At 71.8% G+C, this 18,587-nt stretch carries 18 protein-coding genes and 1 pseudogene; 6 read left to right on the plus strand and 13 right to left on the minus strand.

Annotated features, from left to right (window positions below; genetic code table 11):
* Positions 1-2: 2 nt before the first annotated feature.
* A complete protein-coding gene (locus tag HII36_RS32205) occupies positions 3-1,082 on the plus strand; it encodes an SPFH domain-containing protein (protein ID WP_173527061.1) in 1,080 nt (359 codons plus the stop codon).
* Between the two features lie 209 nt (positions 1,083-1,291).
* On the opposite strand, the gene HII36_RS32210 is transcribed toward HII36_RS32205, so the two are convergent.
* The 6 genes from HII36_RS32210 to HII36_RS32230 form a co-directional block, all read right to left on the minus strand.
* Entirely contained in the window at positions 1,292-1,813 is a 522-nt protein-coding gene (locus HII36_RS32210; protein WP_173527062.1) for a hypothetical protein, read from the minus strand.
* Entirely contained in the window at positions 1,810-2,064 is a 255-nt protein-coding gene (locus tag HII36_RS55945; RefSeq protein WP_217370231.1) for a hypothetical protein, read from the minus strand. Before HII36_RS55945 ends, HII36_RS32210 begins: the two co-directional genes overlap by 4 nt.
* 122 nt (positions 2,065-2,186) lie before the next feature.
* Entirely contained in the window at positions 2,187-2,759 is a 573-nt protein-coding gene (locus tag HII36_RS32215) for a hypothetical protein (RefSeq protein WP_173527063.1), read from the minus strand.
* The gene (locus HII36_RS32220) at positions 2,756-3,367 is read right to left on the minus strand and encodes an RNA polymerase sigma factor (RefSeq protein WP_328807980.1); all 612 of its coding nucleotides are present in this window, start codon (positions 3,365-3,367) and stop codon (positions 2,756-2,758) included. The genes HII36_RS32215 and HII36_RS32220 overlap by 4 nt, the downstream gene beginning before the upstream one ends.
* Positions 3,368-3,404: 37 nt before the next feature.
* On the minus strand, positions 3,405-4,598 hold the full coding sequence (locus HII36_RS32225; RefSeq protein ID WP_328807981.1) for a Gfo/Idh/MocA family protein: 1,194 nt from the start codon (positions 4,596-4,598) through the stop codon (positions 3,405-3,407).
* 109 nt (positions 4,599-4,707) lie between these two features.
* On the minus strand, positions 4,708-5,886 hold the full coding sequence (locus tag HII36_RS32230; protein WP_173527064.1) for an ROK family protein: 1,179 nt from the start codon (positions 5,884-5,886) through the stop codon (positions 4,708-4,710).
* A 184-nt stretch (positions 5,887-6,070) separates the two neighbouring features.
* On the opposite strand from HII36_RS32230, the gene tdh reads away from it, so the two are divergent.
* Genes tdh through HII36_RS32250 form a run of 4 tightly spaced genes read left to right on the plus strand, consistent with a single transcriptional unit; the run spans position 6,071 to position 10,395 of the window.
* On the plus strand, positions 6,071-7,099 hold the full coding sequence (tdh, locus tag HII36_RS32235) for an L-threonine 3-dehydrogenase (RefSeq protein ID WP_173527065.1): 1,029 nt from the start codon (positions 6,071-6,073) through the stop codon (positions 7,097-7,099).
* A complete protein-coding gene (locus HII36_RS32240; protein ID WP_173527066.1) occupies positions 7,099-8,283 on the plus strand; it encodes a glycine C-acetyltransferase in 1,185 nt (394 codons plus the stop codon). The genes tdh and HII36_RS32240 overlap by 1 nt, the downstream gene beginning before the upstream one ends.
* 13 nt (positions 8,284-8,296) lie before the next feature.
* On the plus strand, positions 8,297-9,211 hold the full coding sequence (locus HII36_RS32245) for a LysR family transcriptional regulator (RefSeq protein WP_173527067.1): 915 nt from the start codon (positions 8,297-8,299) through the stop codon (positions 9,209-9,211).
* Between the two features lie 14 nt (positions 9,212-9,225).
* Complete coding sequence (locus HII36_RS32250; RefSeq protein WP_173527068.1) at positions 9,226-10,395, plus strand: MFS transporter; 1,170 nt, start codon at positions 9,226-9,228, stop codon at positions 10,393-10,395.
* Here HII36_RS32250 and HII36_RS32255 read toward each other — a convergent pair.
* The 6 genes from HII36_RS32255 to lhgO form a co-directional block, all read right to left on the minus strand.
* Positions 10,376-12,040 carry a GTPase gene (locus HII36_RS32255; RefSeq protein WP_173527069.1) on the minus strand — a complete coding sequence of 555 codons (1,665 nt, stop codon included), beginning with the start codon at positions 12,038-12,040 and terminating at the stop codon, positions 10,376-10,378. The two genes, HII36_RS32250 and HII36_RS32255, sit on opposite strands and share 20 nt — an antisense overlap.
* Positions 12,037-13,830 (minus strand): GTPase family protein, encoded by a 1,794-nt coding sequence (locus HII36_RS32260; RefSeq protein ID WP_236004073.1) that lies wholly within the window; start codon positions 13,828-13,830, stop codon positions 12,037-12,039. Before HII36_RS32260 ends, HII36_RS32255 begins: the two co-directional genes overlap by 4 nt.
* A gap of 28 nt (positions 13,831-13,858) precedes the next feature.
* Complete coding sequence (locus tag HII36_RS32265; protein ID WP_173527076.1) at positions 13,859-14,512, minus strand: response regulator transcription factor; 654 nt, start codon at positions 14,510-14,512, stop codon at positions 13,859-13,861.
* Positions 14,513-14,586: 74 nt separating this feature from the next.
* Positions 14,587-15,993, minus strand: coding sequence for a sensor histidine kinase (locus HII36_RS32270; protein WP_173527070.1), 1,407 nt, complete (start codon positions 15,991-15,993; stop codon positions 14,587-14,589).
* A complete protein-coding gene (locus HII36_RS32275; RefSeq protein WP_173527075.1) occupies positions 15,993-16,691 on the minus strand; it encodes a response regulator transcription factor in 699 nt (232 codons plus the stop codon). Before HII36_RS32275 ends, HII36_RS32270 begins: the two co-directional genes overlap by 1 nt.
* Before the next feature lie 11 nt (positions 16,692-16,702).
* Complete coding sequence (lhgO, locus tag HII36_RS32280) at positions 16,703-17,893, minus strand: L-2-hydroxyglutarate oxidase (protein WP_328807982.1); 1,191 nt, start codon at positions 17,891-17,893, stop codon at positions 16,703-16,705.
* A gap of 108 nt (positions 17,894-18,001) precedes the next feature.
* Between lhgO and HII36_RS32285 the strand changes: the two genes are divergently transcribed.
* On the plus strand, positions 18,002-18,397 hold the full coding sequence (locus tag HII36_RS32285) for a hypothetical protein (RefSeq protein WP_173527072.1): 396 nt from the start codon (positions 18,002-18,004) through the stop codon (positions 18,395-18,397).
* An 88-nt stretch (positions 18,398-18,485) separates the two neighbouring features.
* Here the strand turns inward: HII36_RS32285 and HII36_RS59500 are convergent.
* Positions 18,486-18,587 (minus strand): annotated as a pseudogene (locus tag HII36_RS59500) (IS982 family transposase); the annotation flags it as partial.

Consider the following 18,587-nt stretch of genomic DNA (forward strand, 5'->3'; position numbering starts at 1 on the left):
AGATGGATGCGCTGTTGGTAGTCGGCTTGCTGATCATCTTGTTCGCGGCCATCACCGTGCTGAAGGCCGTGCGCATCGTCCCGCAGGCCAGGGCGCGCAACGTGGAGCGGCTCGGCCGATATCACCGCACGCTGAAGCCCGGGCTCAACTTCGTCATCCCGTACGTCGACCGCGTGTATCCCATGATCGACCTGCGGGAACAGGTGGTCTCCTTCCGGCCCCAGCCCGTCATCACCGAGGACAACCTGGTCGTCGAGATCGACACCGTGCTGTACTTCCAGGTGACCGACCCGCGGGCGGCGGCGTACGAGATCGCCAACTACATTCAGGCGGTCGAGCAGCTCACCGTCACCACGTTGCGCAACGTGGTCGGCTCGATGGACCTGGAGAAGACGCTGACCTCCCGCGACACCATCAACAGCCAGCTGCGCGGGGTGCTCGACGAGGCCACCGGCAAGTGGGGCATCCGCGTCAACCGCGTCGAGATCAAGGCCATCGACCCGCCCAAGACCATCAAGGACGCGATGGAGAAGCAGATGCGGGCCGAGCGTGACAAGCGGGCGGCCATCCTCAACGCCGAGGGCCAGCGCCAGTCGCAGATCCTCACCGCCGAAGGCGACAAGCAGAGCCGCATCCTGCGCGCCGAGGGCCAGCGCACCGCCGCCATCCTGGAGGCCGAGGGCCAGTCCAGGGCCATCGACCAGGTCTTCCAGGCCGTGCACCGCAACGACCCCGACCCGAAGCTGCTGGCCTACCAGTACCTGCAGGTGCTGCCGCAGCTCGCGCAGGGCGAGGGCAACACGTTCTGGGTGATCCCGAGCGAGGTCACCTCGGCGCTGCAGGGCGTGTCGAAGGCGTTCACCGAGGCCCTGCCCAGGTCGTCGGCCACCCGCGACGAGCTCCCCGAGAGCGCGGCGATGGACGAGGAGGTGGCCAGGGCGTCGGAGGCGGCGGCCGAGGCCGTGGCCGACGCCCAGGAGGCCGAGACCCCGTCCGGCCCGCGCCAGCTCACGCAGGCCGCCAAGGACCCGGCGGCGCCGATCCCCGGCCTGGACCGCGAACCCAGCGAGGCGGACCGCTGAACCGGCGGATACCCGTCGCACCCGGGTGCGACGGGTATCCCCACGCCCAGGAACGCCTGCCCCCGCGGGAAGGATCAGCCGAGTAGAACGGCAGGGGCAGCCCTTGAACATGGGCCGGTCAGCCTTTGAGTATGAGGCCGGTCAACCCTTGAGCCCGGGCCGGTCAGACTTTGAGCGCAGGGCCGGTCAGACTTTGAGCATGGGGCCGGTCAAGCGACCTCCAGCAGGTGGCGCACCTGGTCCTCGCGATGCAGCGCCCGCGCCCGGCACGCCAGCTTCACCGCCGCGTCGGCCAGCGCCACGTCCCGGTGCACGGCGGGGATGTCGTCGCCCATCTCGGCGCGCAGCCACGCGGAGATCTCCGCCCAGGAGTAGACGCTGATGTTGTCGGCCTCGATGACCGGCGCGGGGAAACCGCCGGGGCCGCGTTGACCGGTGGCGAGCTGGCGCAGGCTGGCCTGCGTCCGCCCCCCATGCCGCCGCGCCGCATCTCCCAGCGTCACCCCGTCGTTGTGCCCGACGCCGATGACCCATAGCCCTTCGATCGCCCGAATCTGGACGAGGACCGAGATGATGGCCTCCAGCAGGCTTCCCGCCTCCCGGTCGCACATGAAGTACGGCTGTGTACCGCCGACCAGCGCGCAGTCGTCCATGCCCGCCTCGAAGAGGCGGTTGAACTCGTCGATGTCAGGCTCCCGGTTGAGCATGACCCGGAAGTCCCAGACAGTCATGAGGTCTCCTCTTGATCGTTGCTTGCGCACTCGGCGTGCCTCACCCGCCAGCGGGCGATCTGCTTGGCATGTGTTCCGGGATTGCGCGGCGTCGAGTTGACCGAAAAGGGGCTGTCTCCGCAGACGCACATGATCCACCCCCATCGGTGACCGTTGTGATCCTCTTTGACGAACAACGCATTGTTCTCGCCGAGCACCACCTTGATGGCCGCGTTGATCTCGTTGTGCTGATGCCTTCCTCGACTTATCACGTAGCAAGGTTGCAACAGTGTTGCACACTTAGAACGGCACTTCCAAGCCTGGAACCCCCACTAATGGTCAAGCGCCCGTCACGCTGAGTGCATGACGGGCGTTCGTGACATCACATAAGGGATCAGTGCGACAGTGGCGCCTCGGTGGTGTCGACCAGGGCGCAGTCGGTCACCGGTCCCAGGGCGATGCCGTCCCAGATGCCGGCCACGGTCGAGCCGCCAGGCTCGGACACGCTGAACTCCAGCACCCCCGTCTGTCCCTCCTGGAGCCGTCCGGGGTCGATGACGAAGCCGGGCTCGTCGTCGAACGGCTGGGGCGGCGGGAACACCGACAGGCCGGGGCCGGGCAGGAAGTCGGCGCGGGGCTGCGGGCTGCACTTCTTGCCCGTCGGGATGTACGTGACCACCACGTTCGCCCCCATGGCCCGCAGGTCGGCCTGGAGCTTGTCCGGGTCCTTGGCCTCGTTGATGGTGATGTGGATCAGGCCGTCCTGGGTTCTGGTCAGCGCGTACGCCGGCCCGCCGAGCAGCAGCGGCACCGCGACCGCGGCGGCGGCCGCCAGCGCGGTCAGCGGCGCGAGCACCCGGAGCCTGAACGGGTTCCGCCGGGGCGGCTGGTCGATCTCGGTCATCACGAACTCCTTGAGTAGGCGGTGACGGCCCGCTGGAAGATCGCGTTCGGCCCGCACGTTCATCGGATCTCCTCCTTCATCGGGCCTCGGTCACCTACTACCTGTCGGCTCACACCCGGCGGTTCCCCGTAGTCTGCGAGTTTCCCGTGCTCGGCGAGTTTTCTGCGTGCCCTGGACAGCCGGGACTTGATCGTCCCGACCGGCACGCCCAGCGCCTCCGCCGCCTGGGCGTAGTCGAGCCCGGCCCACACGCACAGCGCGAACACGTCCTGCTCCTGCTTGCGCAGCCGCCCGTACGCGGCCTTGACCGCGGCCAGCCGCGCGGCGTCGTCGACGCGGCCGGCCACCTCCTCGGCGAAGTCGGGCACCGGCTCGGCCCTGGGCATCCTGGCCAGCGCGTCGTCGTGCCTGCGCGCGGCTCTGCGGGTGTTGCGTGCCACGTTGGTGGCGATGCCGAGCAGCCACGGACGCAGCGAGCCGCCCTCGGCGTCGATCCGCCCGCGTAATCGCCACGCCTCCAGGAACGTCAGCGCCATCACGTCCTCGGCGGCCGACCAGTTGCCCGTCAGGCGGAAGGCGTGGTTGTAGACGGCCTTCGCGCATTCGTCGTAGAGCAGCGCGAAGGCCGCCTTGTCGCCGTCCTTGATCCGGGCGCGCATAGACAGGTCCACGCTAGAGACTGTCCGCGCGGCGGCCCCGGGTTCCCGGTCAGACCTGGCCGCGGTCGAAGTAGGCGATCAGGTCCGGGTCCAGGGCGGGCACGTCGTACGGCGCGCCGCCGTCGCGTACCGACAGGGTGGCCATGTACCCGGCGGCGACGCTCATGCGCGCGGCCACCGGGGAGGTGTCGGTGACGCCGCCCTCCCTGACGAACCTGCAGAACTCGGCGATGATCTGCGGATCGGCCCCGCCGTGCCCGCCGGTGGCCGCGGGCACCTGGTAGGCGATGTCGCAGTCGTCCCGGTAGCCGGTGGGCCCGCTGTTCCAGACCTTGACCGTGTCGCCCGGCCCGTCGCCGAAGTTCTCCAGCCTGCCCTCGGTGCCGATCACCGTGTAGTTGCGCCAGTAGTCAGGGGTGTAGTGGCACTGCTGGTAGGCGGCGATGATCCCGTTGTCCAAGCGCATGTTCATCACGCTGACGTCCTCGACGTCCACGATGTGGTGCAGGTTCTCGCGGCGCGTGGGCGGCCACTCGAACTCGCGCAGCCAGCCTTCAGGACGCGGCGTGCCCGGGTCGCGGCGCGGCAGGTCGCCGTAGAGCGTGAGGTCGCCGAGCGCGTTGACGCGGGTGGTGTAACCGCCGGCCAGCCAGTGGATGACGTCCAGGTCGTGGGCGGCCTTCTGCAGGAGCAGGCCGGTGGTGCGGGTGCGGTCGGCGTGCCAGTCCTTGAAGTAGTAGTCGCCGCCGTAGGACACGAAGTGGCGCACCCAGATCGTCTTCGGCTCGCCGATGTCACCCCTGGCGATGATGTCGCGCATCAGCCGGACCACGCCCATGTGCCGCATGTTGTGCCCGACGTACAGGCGGGTGCCGGTGCGTCTGGCGGCGTGCAGGATCCTGTCGCCGCTCTCGACCGTGATGGCCAGCGGCTTCTCCAGGTAGACCGCCTTGCCCGCCTCCAGGCAGTCGATCGCGATCCGCTCGTGCGTGTCGTCGGGCGTCATCACGACGACGGCGTCGATGTCGGTGCGTACGAGCAGGTCGCGGTAGTCCTCGGTGCGGAACTCCGCCTCGAACCTGCCGGCCTGCTGCTTGAGCACCGCCGGGTCGGAGTCGCAGAGCGCGGCCACCACCGAGCCGCGCCCGGGACGATGCGCGGCCAGGGCGAGGTTGGTGCGGAGGCCGAGGCCGATGACGCCGATGCGCAGGTCTTCCACGAATGTCCTTTCCCAGAGGTCCACCCCGAGGCAGGCTAGCGCCTATTTATGCAAAGAACTAGAGTAAATAGTGCGCTTATGCTCATTCATGTCGCTCACCGGCTCGTATGCGACAGAAGAGGTACGGAATTACCTAGTCCGGCTGCGCGAACAGGGCGTGCTCGGCGTGGTCCAGCGCCCAGCGCAGCGCGCCGAGCGTGATGCACTCGTCGCCCAGCCCCGACGCGACCACCGCCGGCGGATACAGGCAGTACTGCTCGAACAGCTCCCTGATCGGCTCGACCAGCAGGTCGCCGGCGGACGACAGGCTGCCGCCGATCACCACCAGCTCCGGGTCGAGCGGGTTCACCACGGTGAGCAGCCCCGCGCCCAGGCCCCGGCCGAACTCCTCGACGGCCCGGACGGCCCGCGCGTCTCCCGCCCGGGCGCGCTCGATCGCGAACTCCGCGCTCTGCCTGCCGGAACGCAGCTCACCCGGCTCCACGGCCATCGCGTAGTCCATGACGTACTTGAAAGCCACCCAGTTCTCGTGCGGCTGCGCGCCGATCTCGCCGGCGGCCGCGTGCGCGCCCCGGTGCGGCCGGCCGCCGATGAGCAGGCCCATCCCGATCCTGTCGCCGGTGTAGAGGTAGACGACGTCGCGGTGGCCCTGGGCCCGGCCCCGCCAGTGCTCGGCGAGCACGGCCAGGCGCATGTCGTTCTCCACCAGCACCGGCGCCGCCAGCCTGGCGGCCAGCTCGCGCTGCAGCGCCACGCCCGACCAGTTGGCCAGCATGGTGCTCTTCACCACGCCGCCGGCGCCGTCGACCACCCCGGTCGTGCCGACGCCGACCGCGCGCAGGCCGGGCACCTCCAGGCCGGCCCGCGCCGCCACCTCGCGGACCAGCTCGGCGATGGCCGTCAGCCGGTCGGCGGCGGGCATGGCGGGGTAGTTGGGCACCATGTGCGCCGCGACCACGCCGCCGTTGAGGTCGGCGACCATCGCCCGCAGCTTCGACACGCCGACCCCGACGCCCACGACATGCCCGGCCGCGGCACGGAACCTGAACCGCCTGGCCGGCCGCCCGCGCCGCCTGTCACCCTGTCTCTCGCCCTGCCTGTCACCCGGGCCGTCGCCCTGGTCGTCCAAGTGCTCCTCGGCCCAGCCCGCGGCCAGCAGTTCGTCCATGATGACCTCGGCCGTGGGCCGCGACACGCGGGCCGCCCTGGCCAGCTCCGAGAGCGTGGCCACCCCGCAGGCGCGCAGGACGCGCAGGACGGCCGCCGAGTTGAGCTTGCGCAGGAGGGAGGCGTCCCCGCTCTGCTGTCGCACAGGATCCTCCACGTGGACGTTCCGGCCCGCCATCCTATTTCATCAACTTTCTTGCGTAATCCTCATCCGCCGTCTGACTGCGGCGTGAAGCTGAGCTGTGGGGGCACTTAAGAATCCCTCGATGGACATGCTCGGAGAGGAGCGGGCACAGTGCGTTAGGTTCGGACTAGGGGGAATGGGAGCCATGAAAGCGCTGGTCAAGGAGAGGGCCGAGCCCGGGCTCTGGCTGGTGGACGTGCCGGAGCCGACGCTGGGCCCGGGTGAGGTGCTGATCAGGGTGCTGCGCACCGGCATCTGCGGCACCGACCTGCACATCCGGAAATATGACGACTGGGCGCGGCAGACCCTCGAACTCCCGCTCATCGTCGGTCACGAGTTCAGCGGCCACGTGGTCGAGGTGGCGCCGGGCGTCGAGGACATCGCTGTCGGCGACCTCGTCAGCGGCGAGGGCCACATCGTCTGCGGCAAGTGCCGCAACTGCATGGCCGGGCGCCGCCACCTGTGCCGCAACACCGTCGGGCTCGGCGTCAACCGCGACGGCGCCTTCGCCGAATACGTCACGCTGCCCGCCTCGAACGTGTGGGTGCACCGGGTGCCCGTGCACCCCGACGTCGCGGCCATCTTCGACCCGTTCGGCAACGCGGTGCACACCGCGCTGTCGTTCCCGCTGGTCGGCGAGGACGTGCTGATCACCGGCGCCGGGCCGATCGGCCTGATGGCGGCCGCCGTGGCCACCCACGTGGGCGCGCGCAACGTGGTCATCACCGACGTCAGCGACGAGCGGCTCGACCTGGCCGGCAAGCTCGGCGTGTCGCTGGCCGTGAACGTCTCGCGCGCCTCGCTCACCGACGGCATGCGGCAACTCGGCATGCGCGAGGGCTTCGACGTGGGGCTGGAGATGTCCGGCAACCCGGGCGCCATGCGGGAGATGATCAGGAACATGACGCACGGCGGCAAGATCGCCATGCTGGGCCTGCCCGCCGAGGAGTTCGCCGTCGACTGGTCGACGATCGTCACCTCCATGCTCACGATCAAGGGTATTTACGGCCGTGAGATGTACGAGACCTGGTACAACATGTCCGTCTTGCTGGAGAAGGGGCTCGACCTGTCCCCCGTGATCACCGACCGGTTCTCGTACCGGGACTTCGACGCCGCCTTCGACACGGCGGCCAGCGGCCGCACCGGCAAGGTCATCCTGGATTGGAGCGCTTGATGTTCACCAACGTGCGCGAGCAGCTGCGTACGACCCTCGACGAGATCACCGAAGCCGGGCTGCTCAAGCCAGAACGGGTGATCAGCACCCCGCAGAGCGCGCAGGTGAGCGTGCTGGTCAACAAGGCCGGTCGGGAGGTGCTGAACTTCTGCGCCAACAACTACCTGGGCCTGGCCGACCACCCCGAGGTGGTCGAGGCGGCCAAGCAGGCGCTCGACCGGTGGGGCTTCGGCATGGCCTCGGTGCGGTTCATCTGCGGCACCCAGGAGGTGCACAAGGAGCTGGAGTCGCGGCTGTCGGACTTCCTCGGCATGGAGGACACCGTCCTGTACAGCTCCTGCTTCGACGCCAACGGCGGCGTCTTCGAGACGCTGCTCGACGCGCAAGACGCGGTGATCTCCGACGCGCTCAACCACGCCAGCATCATCGACGGCATCCGCCTGTCGAAGGCCCAGCGCTTCCGCTACGCCAACCGCGACATGGCCGAGCTGGAGGCCAGGCTCAAGGAGGCGTCCGACGCCCGGCGGCGGCTGATCGTCACCGACGGCGTGTTCTCCATGGACGGCTACGTCGCGCCGCTGGCCGAGATCTGCGACCTGGCCGAACGCTACGACGCCATGGTCATGGTGGACGACTCCCACGCGGTCGGCTTCGTCGGCCCGACCGGTCGTGGCACGCCCGAGCTGCACGGCGTGACCGACAGGATCGACATCATCACCGGCACGCTGGGCAAGGCGCTCGGCGGCGCCAGCGGCGGCTACGTCGCGGCCCGCAAGGAGATCTGCGAGCTGCTGCGCCAGCGCTCGCGCCCCTACCTGTTCTCCAACTCGCTCGCGCCGGTGATCGCCTCGGCCTCGCTGCGCATCCTCGACCTGCTGGAGACCTCGAACGAGGCCCGCGAGCGGCTGCGCTCGAACACCGCGCGCTTCCGCAGCGAGATGACCAAGGCCGGCTTCGACGTCCTGCCCGGCGACCACCCGATCGCCCCGGTGATGATCGGTGACGCGGCCAAGGCGGGCGCCATGGCCGATCGGCTGCTCGACCTGGGCATCTACGTGATCGGCTTCTCCTACCCGGTGGTGCCGCACGGGCAGGCCAGGATCCGCGTGCAGCTCTCGGCCGCGCACTCCCCGGAAGACGTGGACCGCGCGGTGGCGGCTTTCATCCAGGCGCGTCAGGCTTGAGTATCCTCGCTGCGTGATAGACACGCGGCGGTTGCGCACGTTGCGGGCGGTGGCCGACCACGGCACGGTCACCGCCGCCGCGGCCGCGCTGCATCTCACGCCGTCCGCGGTGTCCCAGCAGCTCGTCGCGCTCGAGCACGAGGTGGGGCACCGCCTGTTCACCCGCGACGGGCGCGGCGTGCACCTGACGGCGGTCGGCAAGATCATGCTCGGGCACGCCAACGAGGTGCTCGCCCAGCTCGAACGCGCCCAGGCCGAGGTGGCCGCCTACACCACCGGCGAGGCCGGCGAGGTCACCGTGGCCTGCTTCGCCACCGCCATCAGCGCGGTGCTCTCCCCCGCCATCGCGGCGCTCCGCGACACCGCGCCCGGGCTGCAGGTCCGGGTGCGCGACGCCGAGGGCGACCACAGCCTGGCCATGCTGCTCGACGGGCAGGCGGACCTGGCGATCGCGGTGGAGTACCGGGGCGCGCCCGACGCGGCCGACCGCCGCCTGTCACGCCTGCCCCTGTACGCCGAGCCGTTCGACCTGGTGCTCCCGCACGGCCACCCGCTCGCCGAGCAACAGGACACGCAGGCGCCGTTGACCGCGCTGGCCGGCGAGACCTGGATCGGCCCCTACCCGGGCAACCCGGTGCACGACGTCATCACGTTCGCCTGCCAGCAGGCCGGTTTCACGCCGAACGTGGCCCACTGCTCCGACGACTTCCGCGCCGTGGTGGCCCTGGTCGGCGCGGGCGCCGGGGTGGCGCTGGTGCCCCGGCTGGCCCTGCGCGACATGGCGTTGCCCGGCGTGGTCGTCCAGCACACGCCGGGGCCGGAGCGCCGGGTGTTCGCCGCCGTGCGGCGCGGGGCCGACACGCATCCGCTGCTGCGCCCGCTCCTGGCCGCGCTGCGCACGGTGGCCGCCTCACTCGGCACGGGGTGAACTAGGTTGGGCGAATGGGTCAAGGGGCGCCGTACCGGGGGCTTTTCCGCCTGCCCGGGGTGACGGCGCAGGCCGTCCTGGGGTTCCTGGCGCAGCTCACGCAGCAGGTCGCGCCCGTCGGCGCGGTGCTGGTGGTGCAGTCGGAGACCGGCTCGCTGGTGCTGGCCGGCCTGGTCGCGGCCGCGTTCTCGGTCGGGGCCGGTCTGGCCCGTCCGGTGCAGGGACGCCTCATGGACCGGCGCGGCCCGCGACCCGTGCTGGTCGCCACCGCGTTCGGGCACGTCGCCGCGCTGGTCGGGCTGGTGCTCTGCGCGACGTCCGGTCTGCCCGGCTGGGTGATCACGGCACTGGCCTGGACGGCGGGCGCGTGCCTGCCGCCGATCTCGGTCAGCATGCGCATCGAGTGGGGCCGCAGAGTGTCCGCCGATGGCCGCACGGCCGCCTACAGCCTGGTCTACCTGGTGCAGGAAATCGCCCTGCTGGTCGGGCCGCTGCTGTTCGGGCTGGCGATCGCGCTGGCGTCCGCGTCGCTGGCGCTGGGCGTGGTGGCGGTGGCGGCCGGGCTGGGCACGCTGGCGTTCGCGCGGGCGCTGCGGGTGGGCGAGTCGTCGCCGGCCCGCGACCGCGGCCGGGTGTTCGCGGACCGGATGATGATCGTGCTGCTCCTGGTGGTGTTCCTGCTCGGCGGCACCATCGGCGCGCTGCAGGTCGGCCTGCCCGCGCTGGCGGCCGCGCACGGCTCGCCCGCCACCGCCGGGCTGCTGGTGGCGGCGCTGTCGCTGGGCGGCATCGCCGGGGCCGCCGGGTACGGCGCCCGCTCGTGGGGCTCGGCCCCGGCCGTGCGACTGGTGGTGATCATGCTGGTGCTCGGCCTGGTCCTGGCCCCGCCGGCGCTGATCGGGTCGCTGCCGGCGTTCTGGGCGGTGCTGTTCGCCGGCGGGCTGGTGCTCAACCCGGCGCTGACCACCGGCTCCCTGCTGGTGGACGAGCTGGCCCCGGCCGCCCAGGCCGAGGCGTTCGGCTGGGTCTCCACGGCGCTGGGCGTGGGCGCGGCGGCGGGAGCCGGGCTGGCGGGCGTCGCGGGGCAGCATTTCGGGGTGTCGGCGCCGTTCCCGGTGGCCGCCGCGTTCCCGCTCGCGGGTGCGCTGCTCGGGCTGGTGCTGGTCAGGCGCGCGCGGTCGTGACGGCCTCGGTGAAGCTCCGGTATCGCGCCTGCTCCGCCGCCACCGGGTCGAGCACGTACGCCTGGCCGACCTGGGCGACGGCCGCGCGCAACGCCTTGGCCGTACGCCTGGCCCGCCGCCGTCCGCCCAGCCAGGCCGCCAGTCTGGACAGCAACGCGATCAGCACGCCCGCCAGCGCGCCCCCGGCCAGCAGCACGGTCGGCCACGGCACCGCCCCCACCGTGGGCAGCGGCGGCTGGGGCAGGCGCAGGTAGTCCATCCCGAACAGCACGCCCAGCCAGATCGCCCCGGCCGCCAGCGCGCCGAACACCAGCCACTGCAGCGCCCCGACCACGCGCCACCACCTGGGCCGCCTGGTCGCCACGGCCGAGCTCTTGGCCACCGCCCGGTCCACGGCGTCGGCCAGTTCCGCCGCGCGGGAGCGGGCCGCCTGCCGCACGGCCGCCGCCCACGGCCCTGGCAGGCCGCGTGCCGCGCCCTCGCCGACGTCCCTGACCGCGGTGTCGACCTGCGCCCGCTGCACGGCGGTCGCCGCCGGCACGGACGTACGCCCGACGATCTCCCGATCGGACGAGACCGCACCGGAACCGCGCCCGGCCGAAACCGCGCCGACACCGCTCCCGACCGGGTTGCCCAGGCGCAGCCGGCGCAGCGGGTCGGGCCTGAACCGCCTGATCCACCGGGTGACCGGCCAGCCGGTGGCCGACACCGCCCGGTGCCGGTGCGCCTTGGCCACGGCCGAGACCACCAGCGGCACCCCGGCCGCCACCGACAGCGCCCCGGTCAGCGCCCGGCCCAGCCCGGCGGGATCGGTCTCGTCCGCGCGGCCGGTGTCAGACGTGGAATCGGTGGCCAGACGGTCGGCGGCGGTGGTGATGTCCGCGGACAGCCGGGCCGACCAGGAGTGACGCTCGGAGACCCGGTCGGCGAGCAGGACACGCAGGTCGTCCAGCCCGGCGCCGGTACGTGCCGACACCGCGAGCACCGGGACGTCGGTCAGGCCGTCGTCGGCCAGCAGGCGGCGCAGGTCGTCCAGGCAGCGGCGCACCGCGTCGGGCGGCAGCCGGTCGACCTGGTTGAGCACGATCAGCATCACGTCGCGGTGCCTGGCCAGCGGCCGTAGGTAGCGCTCGTGCAGCGCGGCGTCGGCGTACTTCTGCGGGTCGACCACCCAGACCAGCAGGTCGACCAGCTCGACCAGCCGGTCCACCTCCAGCCGGTGGCTGAGCCTGATGGAGTCGTGGTCGGGCAGATCCAGCAGGACGAGACCGGACAAGTCGGGTGCGGAGGCGGCCGCGTGCCGCTGGGGGACGTCGAGCCAGTCGAGCAGCGGGCCGGCGCCGTCGCCGTCCCACAGGGCGGCCTGGGCGGTGGCCGTGGTGGGCCGGGTGACGCCCACGGTGGCCAGGTCGGCGCCGACCAGCGCGTTGTAGAGCGACGACTTGCCGCTCCCGGTGGCGCCGGCCAGGGCGGCGACCGTGTGGTCGAGAGAGAGGCCGCGGCGCACGCCGGCCCGCTCGGCGACCGCGCGGGCGTCGGCGACCGGCTGCTCGGGCAGCCGCCCCTCGCCCAGCTCGACGGCCTGGAGCAGGGCGGTCAGCCGGGTGTCGAGCGACGGGCCCTCCTTGCGCCGCAACAACTTCACCTGCGCTCACCCTCCCCGGGACGCGGCGACGGCGGCTCCAGCGTCGGCAATTCCAGCGTCGGCGATTCGACCGGCGCGCGTTCGGCCCCGGACGCCGGCAGCTCCGCCTGGTGGGCGCGGACCGACTCGGCGGCCCGGCGCAGCGTCTCGGCGGTGTCCGCGGGCGGTTCGACGCTTTCCAGGAGCGCGGTGAAGCGGGCCGACTCTTCGTCCAGCAGCGCGCGCACCCGTTCGCGCAGGTCTTCGCGGGCCCGCGCGGTCAGCGAGCGCACGGCCTGGTCGCCGAAGATGGCTTCGAGCAGCTTCTGCGACAACACGCTGGTGCCACCGGCGATGCCCACCTCGATCCCGGTCAGCCCGCCGGTGGAGGCGAAGACGGCCAGCATGAGCAGCAGCCCGGCCCCGTTCACGCCGAAGGACGCCACCCTGGCCGTGGTGCGTTTCTCCGCGCCTTCCTCGCGTACCAGGTCGAGCACGTGGTCCTGCCAGCCGCGTACCGCGGCCTCGGCCCGTTTGCCCAGGTCGGGAGTGGCCCGTCCGAGCCTGGACGACTCCACCGCGCCGAGCCGGTCGAGCAGCCCGGCCCCGCCCGGCGCGGCCGCCCAGCCGTCGAGCGCCCGCTCGGCCGCCCCGTCGGCGGACCCTCTGATCAGCGCCTCGACGCCGCTCTCCAGCGCGTCCCTGAGCTGGACGGCGGGCGCCCGCCCGGTGAAGAACCCGACGATCCTGTCGCGCAGCCAGCCCACCCGGCTCTCCAGCGAGCGCATGAGGTCGCCGGTGCCGATGAAGTCCTGCCAGCGGGCCAGCACCTCGCCGCGCAGCAGCGACCCGTCGCGCATGCCCTCGTCGAAGTCGGCCATCCCGCCCGCGTACGCGCCGGACACGATCGACCTGAGCCCGTCGAACGCGGCCCGCTGCCGCTCGACAGCGTCGGCCAGGACGGGCACCCGGGTGGCCAGGCTGTCGAGCGCGCCGGACAGTGTCTGGCGCACCACGCGGGAGCGTTCGGCGGCGTCGGCGGCCAGCCCGGTCAGCCACCCGGAGATGGGCGCCACGGACTCCTCGGGCAGCCTGGCCTTCTCGTCGGGCAGCGCGGACTCCGGCACGGTGAACAGCCGGGTGCCGGCCAGCCCGTTCTCGGCCAGCAGGCGTTCGAGGTCACGCGAGACCGGCTCGACTGCCTCGGCCGGCACCCGGTCCAGGACGACGGCCAGCGCGGTGCTGCGTTCGCGGGCGGAACGCAGGAAGCTCCACGGCACCTCGTCGGCGTAGCGGGCGGCGGTGGTGACGAACAGCCACAGGTCGGCGGCGGCCAGCAGTTGCGCGGCCAGCTCCCGGTTGGCCGTCACGACCGAGTCGATGTCGGGCGCGTCGAGCAGCGCCAGCCCGGCGCCGAGCGCGTCGGACGTCACCACCCGCAGCGACCCTGGGCCGTCCCCGGTCGCGCGCGACAGGCCGGGCAGCACGTTCTGGCCCATGAACCACGAGCGGTCGGCCGGTGAGACGACGAGCGTGGGCACCAGCGTGGTCGGCCGCAGCACGCCCGGCTCGGCCACGTTCGCCCCCACCAGCGAGTTGACCAGGGTGGACTTGCCCGCCCCGGTGGACCCGCCGACGACGGCGAGCAGCGGCGCGTCGATCGCCCGCAGCCGGGGCAGCAGGTAGTCGTCGAGCTGCCCGGTCAGCTCACGCAGCGCGCGCCGGTCGGCCGCGGCCTCGCCGACCGCCAGCGGGAACAGCTCGCGGTCGAGCGGCCGGCGCAACGCCTCCAGCGCGCCGAGCAGATCCATACGCCCACGCTACCCGCGGGGCCACGGTTCAGCCCGGTGGCTCGCGAAGCACGTATCCGACGCTGCGCAGCGTGTGGATGAGCCGCGGCTCGACGTCGTCGACCTTGCGCCGCAGGTACGAGACGTACGATTCGACCACCCCGGCGTCGCCGCCGAAGTCGTAGTTCCACACGTGGTCGAGGATCTGCGCCTTCGACAGCACCCGGCCGGCGTTGACCATGAAGTAGTGCAGCAGCTTGAACTCGGTCGGCGACAGCCGCACCTGGCGGCCGCCCCGCCAGACCTCGCGGGCGTCCTCGTCCAGCTCCAGGTCGGCCACCTTGAGCTTGCTCGCGGGCGCGCCCTCACCCCGGGTACGCCGCAGCACGGCCCGGATCCTGGCCTGGACCTCCTCCAGGCTGAACGGCTTGGTGACGTAGTCGTCGCCCACCCGCAGCCCGGTGATCTTGTCCTCGGTGGCGTCGCGGGCGGTCAGGAACAACACGGGCGCGTCGATGCGCTTGGCCACCTCGAACCCGTCGAGGTCGGGCAGCATCACGTCGAGCACCACCAGGTCGGGCGAGGCCCGCTCGGCCACCTCCACGGCCTCGTGCCCGTCGGCGGCGGTGAGCACCTCGAAGCCGGAGAAGCGCAGGCTCGCGGACAGCAGATCCCTGATGCTGGGCTCGTCGTCCACCACCATGATCAGCGCTTCGCGCAGCTCCGGTTTCGTCACCGTCCCAGATTGACGCAGGCACCTGAGGGTTTGCTGAAGGCTCACTCCAAGGCGAGTGGGAGTTCCACGCGGAAGGTCGAGCCGCTGCCCGGGGCGCTGTCGACGGTCACCGTGCCGCCGTGCGCGACCACCAGCGCGCGCACGATGGCCAGGCCGAGGCCGCTGCCGCGGTCCTCGCCCGACCTGCGGCGCGAGCGGGCCGAGTCGGCCCGGTAGAAGCGCTCGAAGACCCGCTCGACCTGCTCCGGGGTGAGCCCCGGCCCCTTGTCGGCCACTTCGAGGAACACCGTGTCCGCCCCGGCGCCGACGCGGACGGTGATCGGGGTGCCCGGCTCGGTGTGGATGAGCGCGTTGGACGTGAGATTCGAGACGACCTGGCGCAGCCGCACCTCGTCGCCGGAGACGATCAGCGCGGCGCCGCCCACGACGTCCAGGCCGATCGTGCGGTCGGGGGCCAGGATCCTGGCGTCCTGCACGGCGTCGGCGGCCAGCGCCAGCATGTCCACCGGGCGCATCTTCAGCGGGCGCTGCTGGTCCACCCTGGCCAGCAGCAGCAGGTCGTCCACGAGCAGGCTCATGCGCCCGGCGGCCTTCTCCACGCGCTGCATCAGCTCGGCGGGGTCGGCGCCGGGGTTCTGCCTGGCGTACTCGGCGAAGCCGCGGATGGAGGTCAGCGGGGTGCGCAGCTCGTGCGAGGCGTCGCCGACGAACTGCCGCATGCGGTCTTCGGAGCGGCGGGCCGCGGCCTCCGAGGCGGATCTGGCGGTGAAGGCGGCCTCGATCTGGGCGAGCATGCCGTTCAGCGCCGTGGCCAGGCGGCCGACCTCGGTGCGCGGGTCGCCGTCCGGCACCCGGCGGCCGAGCTCGCCGGAGGCGATGGCCCCGGCGGTGTGCTCGATCTCGGCCAGCGGGCGCATGCTCCTGCGCACGATCGTGATGCCGAGAACGGCCAGGATGAGCAGGATGCCGCCGCCGCCCAGCAGCTCGATGAGCACCAGGCGCCGGGTGATGGCGTCGACCTCCTCCAGGTCCACGGCGACCACGAGCACGCGGTCGCGCACCGCGCTCTGCAGCACCCGCCATTCGCCGTCGCCGCTGACCGCCGGCGCGGTGTAGATGTCGGGTCCGGGCTCGGCGACCAGCCTGGGCTTGGGCCGCAGGTCCACGTCCCGGTCGGCCAGCAGCGGGACGAATCCCCTGCCGGGCTCCTTGACCAGGACGATCGCGTCGGACTCGATGAGCACGGCCTTGGCCTGCCTGCCCTTGTCCAGGTCGTTGAGCACCTTTTTCTGCATGCGCTGCGCCAGCAGGCCGAGCTGGCCGTCCACCCGGTCGATCAGGTAGCCGTGCATCACCGAGACGCTGACCATGCCGATGAAGCTCATGCCGCAGCACAGCAGGGCCAGCGTGGACGCGATGAGCTTGATCCGCAGCGGCAGACCGCGCATCAGGGGCTCGGCGGCAGGCGAAGGACGTATCCGACACCGCGCAGGGTGTGGATGAGCCGCGGATTGCGGTTGTCGATCTTACGGCGGAGCACGGAGACGTAGGACTCGACGATGCCGACCTCGCCGCGGAAGTCGTAGTCCCACACGTGGTCGAGGATCTGCGGCTTGGACAGCACCCGGCCGGCGTTCGTCATGAAGTAACGCAGCAGCTTGAACTCGGTCGGCGACAGCGCCACGGCGTTGCCGCCGCGCCACACCTCGTGGCTCTCCTCGTCCAGCTCGATGTCGGCGAACGTGAGCCTGGGCGGCGGGGCCTGCGCCTCGCCGCTGGTCCTGCGCAGCACCGCGTGGATCCTGGCCACGACCTCTTCGAGGCTGAACGGCTTGGTCACGTAGTCGTCGCCGCCGATGGTCAGGCCGCGGATCTTGTCCTCGGTCTCGTCGCGGGCGGTCAGGAACACCACCGGGGTGTGCACGCCGCCGCCGCGCAGCCGCCGGACGATCTCGAAGCCGTCCAGGTCGGGCAGCATGACGTCGAGCACGACGAGGTCCGGCCGGTGCCGCTGCACGGCGGAGACGGCGTCGAGCCCGCTCTTGGCGGTGGTCACGTCGAAGCCGGCGAACCTCAGACTCGCGGCGAGGAGTTCGAGGATGTTCGGGTCGTCTTCGACGATCAGCAGTCGCGCTTCCATCACCATCAAGGATGCACTCAACGGACGAGTGCTGGAACAATTCCGGCAATGTGCCGGGCGATTGCCAGGCTGGACGTAGCCGCAGGAGACGGAGCATTCCTCACCAGAACCACCCTTCCATGGACGTCCACCACGAAGTCATCCATCAACCGGCCGTCCCTGGCCACTGCCTGGGCGCGGACGCCGCCTTCCGTCCTGACCAGATCGGCGGCGGTGAGCTCGGGCACGTAGCGGCGGGCCGCCTTGACGAACGCGCCCTTGGCCAGCGAGCCGTAGACCTCCTTGATCCCGGTGCGCCAGTGGGCGCGGGCCATGCGGAGCGTCCCCGGCCAAGAGAAAATTTGCCGAAGATTACGGACATTTCGCCATTTGTAGCCTTCGTAGGCCAGGGCGAGCACCGCGTTCGGCCCGACCAGCACCTCCCCGTCGATGTGCCGGGTCAGATGCACCCCCAGGAACGGGTAACGCGGATCGGGCACCGGGTAGATCAGGCCCCGGACCAGGTCCTTCGCCTCGCCGCCGAGCGCGTAGTACTCGCCTCTGAACGGCACGATCCGCACGTCGCCCGGGTGCCCGGCCATCCTGGCCACCTGGTCGGTGCCGAGCCCGGCGCACACCACCAGGCCGTCGAAGGCGAACCTGCGCCCGGCCGCCAGCACCTCGACGCCCCTGGCGGTCTCCCTGATCGCGCGTACCGGGTGTGACAGGTGCACCTGGCCGCCCAGCTCGGCCACGTCCAGCGCGAGCCTGCGGGCGACGGCGGGGAAGTCGGCGATCGCGGTGCGCGGCGAGTGGATCGCGCCCACGCCGACCGCGTGCGGCTCCACCTCGCGCAGCCCGAGCCCGTCGAGCACCGCGATGTCGGGCACGCCGTTGGCGCGCGCCCGCTCGGCCAGCACCCTGAGCTGCGGCCGCTCGGCCCGCGTGCTCGCCACGACCAGCTTGCCCACCTCCTGGTACGGCAGCGCGTGCGCGGCGCAGTACTCCCTGAGCAGCGCCACGCCCTCGCGGCACAGCCTGGCCTTGAGCGAGCCCGGCGGGTAGTAGATGCCCGCGTGGACCACGCCGCTGTTGTGCCCGGTCTGGTGGGCGCCGACGCGGTCCTCCTTGTCGAGCACGGTCACCTCGGCGCCCCTGGTGGTGGCGAGCTCCCTGGCCACCGCCAGGCCGACGATGCCCGCCCCGATGACTCCGATCTTCTCCGTCACCCTCGCTAGTGTGCCGACTTTGCCGCGATCGCACCGCCTCCCTGCCCAATGTGGCCAAACCGCAGCCTCCACCTCGGCAAACGAATCGAACATGAGTACGATGACGACATGTATCTACCGCCGGAGTGGCCGCCAGAGGTGCGGCCTCCCAGCGTCCCCGACTGGGAGGCGTCGGCCACCGCGTGGCTGCTCGACGCGCTCCCGGCCGACTACCGCCAGTACGAGGTGCTCCGGCGGCACCCCGTCGCGCTGGTCAGCATGGCGAGCGCGCACGTCGAGGCGGCCGTCCAGGCGGCCAGGGCCGGCTACCGCAAGGCCGCGGTCGATCTGAAGGCGCATCTCCCGCCGCACGCCATCGAGGCCGTGCTCGACGTCTACCGGCACGAGGGGCCGCGCCTGGTCCGGCTGTCCCGTTCGATCGAGGTGGTCGGCCAGGCCCTGCGCGGCGAGATCTTCACCGCCACCCTGCGCGGGCACGGCAGGCGCTCGGGCCCCGCCCGCTGACCATTTCGTGACGTATCCCACAAGATGTCACAAATCTCCGGGCTCCGGCATCTTGTGGGTGTACTAGACGAGTGATTCCTAAGTCGGGTTAGTGGTCGTAGGCGATCAGTGATCGGGTGATGGGCTGGCCGGTGTGGCGGTTGTGCCAGATGGCGGCGGTCAGGGCCAGGATGCGCTGGGCGATCCTGGC

Origin of the sequence: Nonomuraea antri, from assembly GCF_013283785.1 — a bacterium.
Taxonomy (GTDB): domain Bacteria; phylum Actinomycetota; class Actinomycetes; order Streptosporangiales; family Streptosporangiaceae; genus Nonomuraea; species Nonomuraea antri.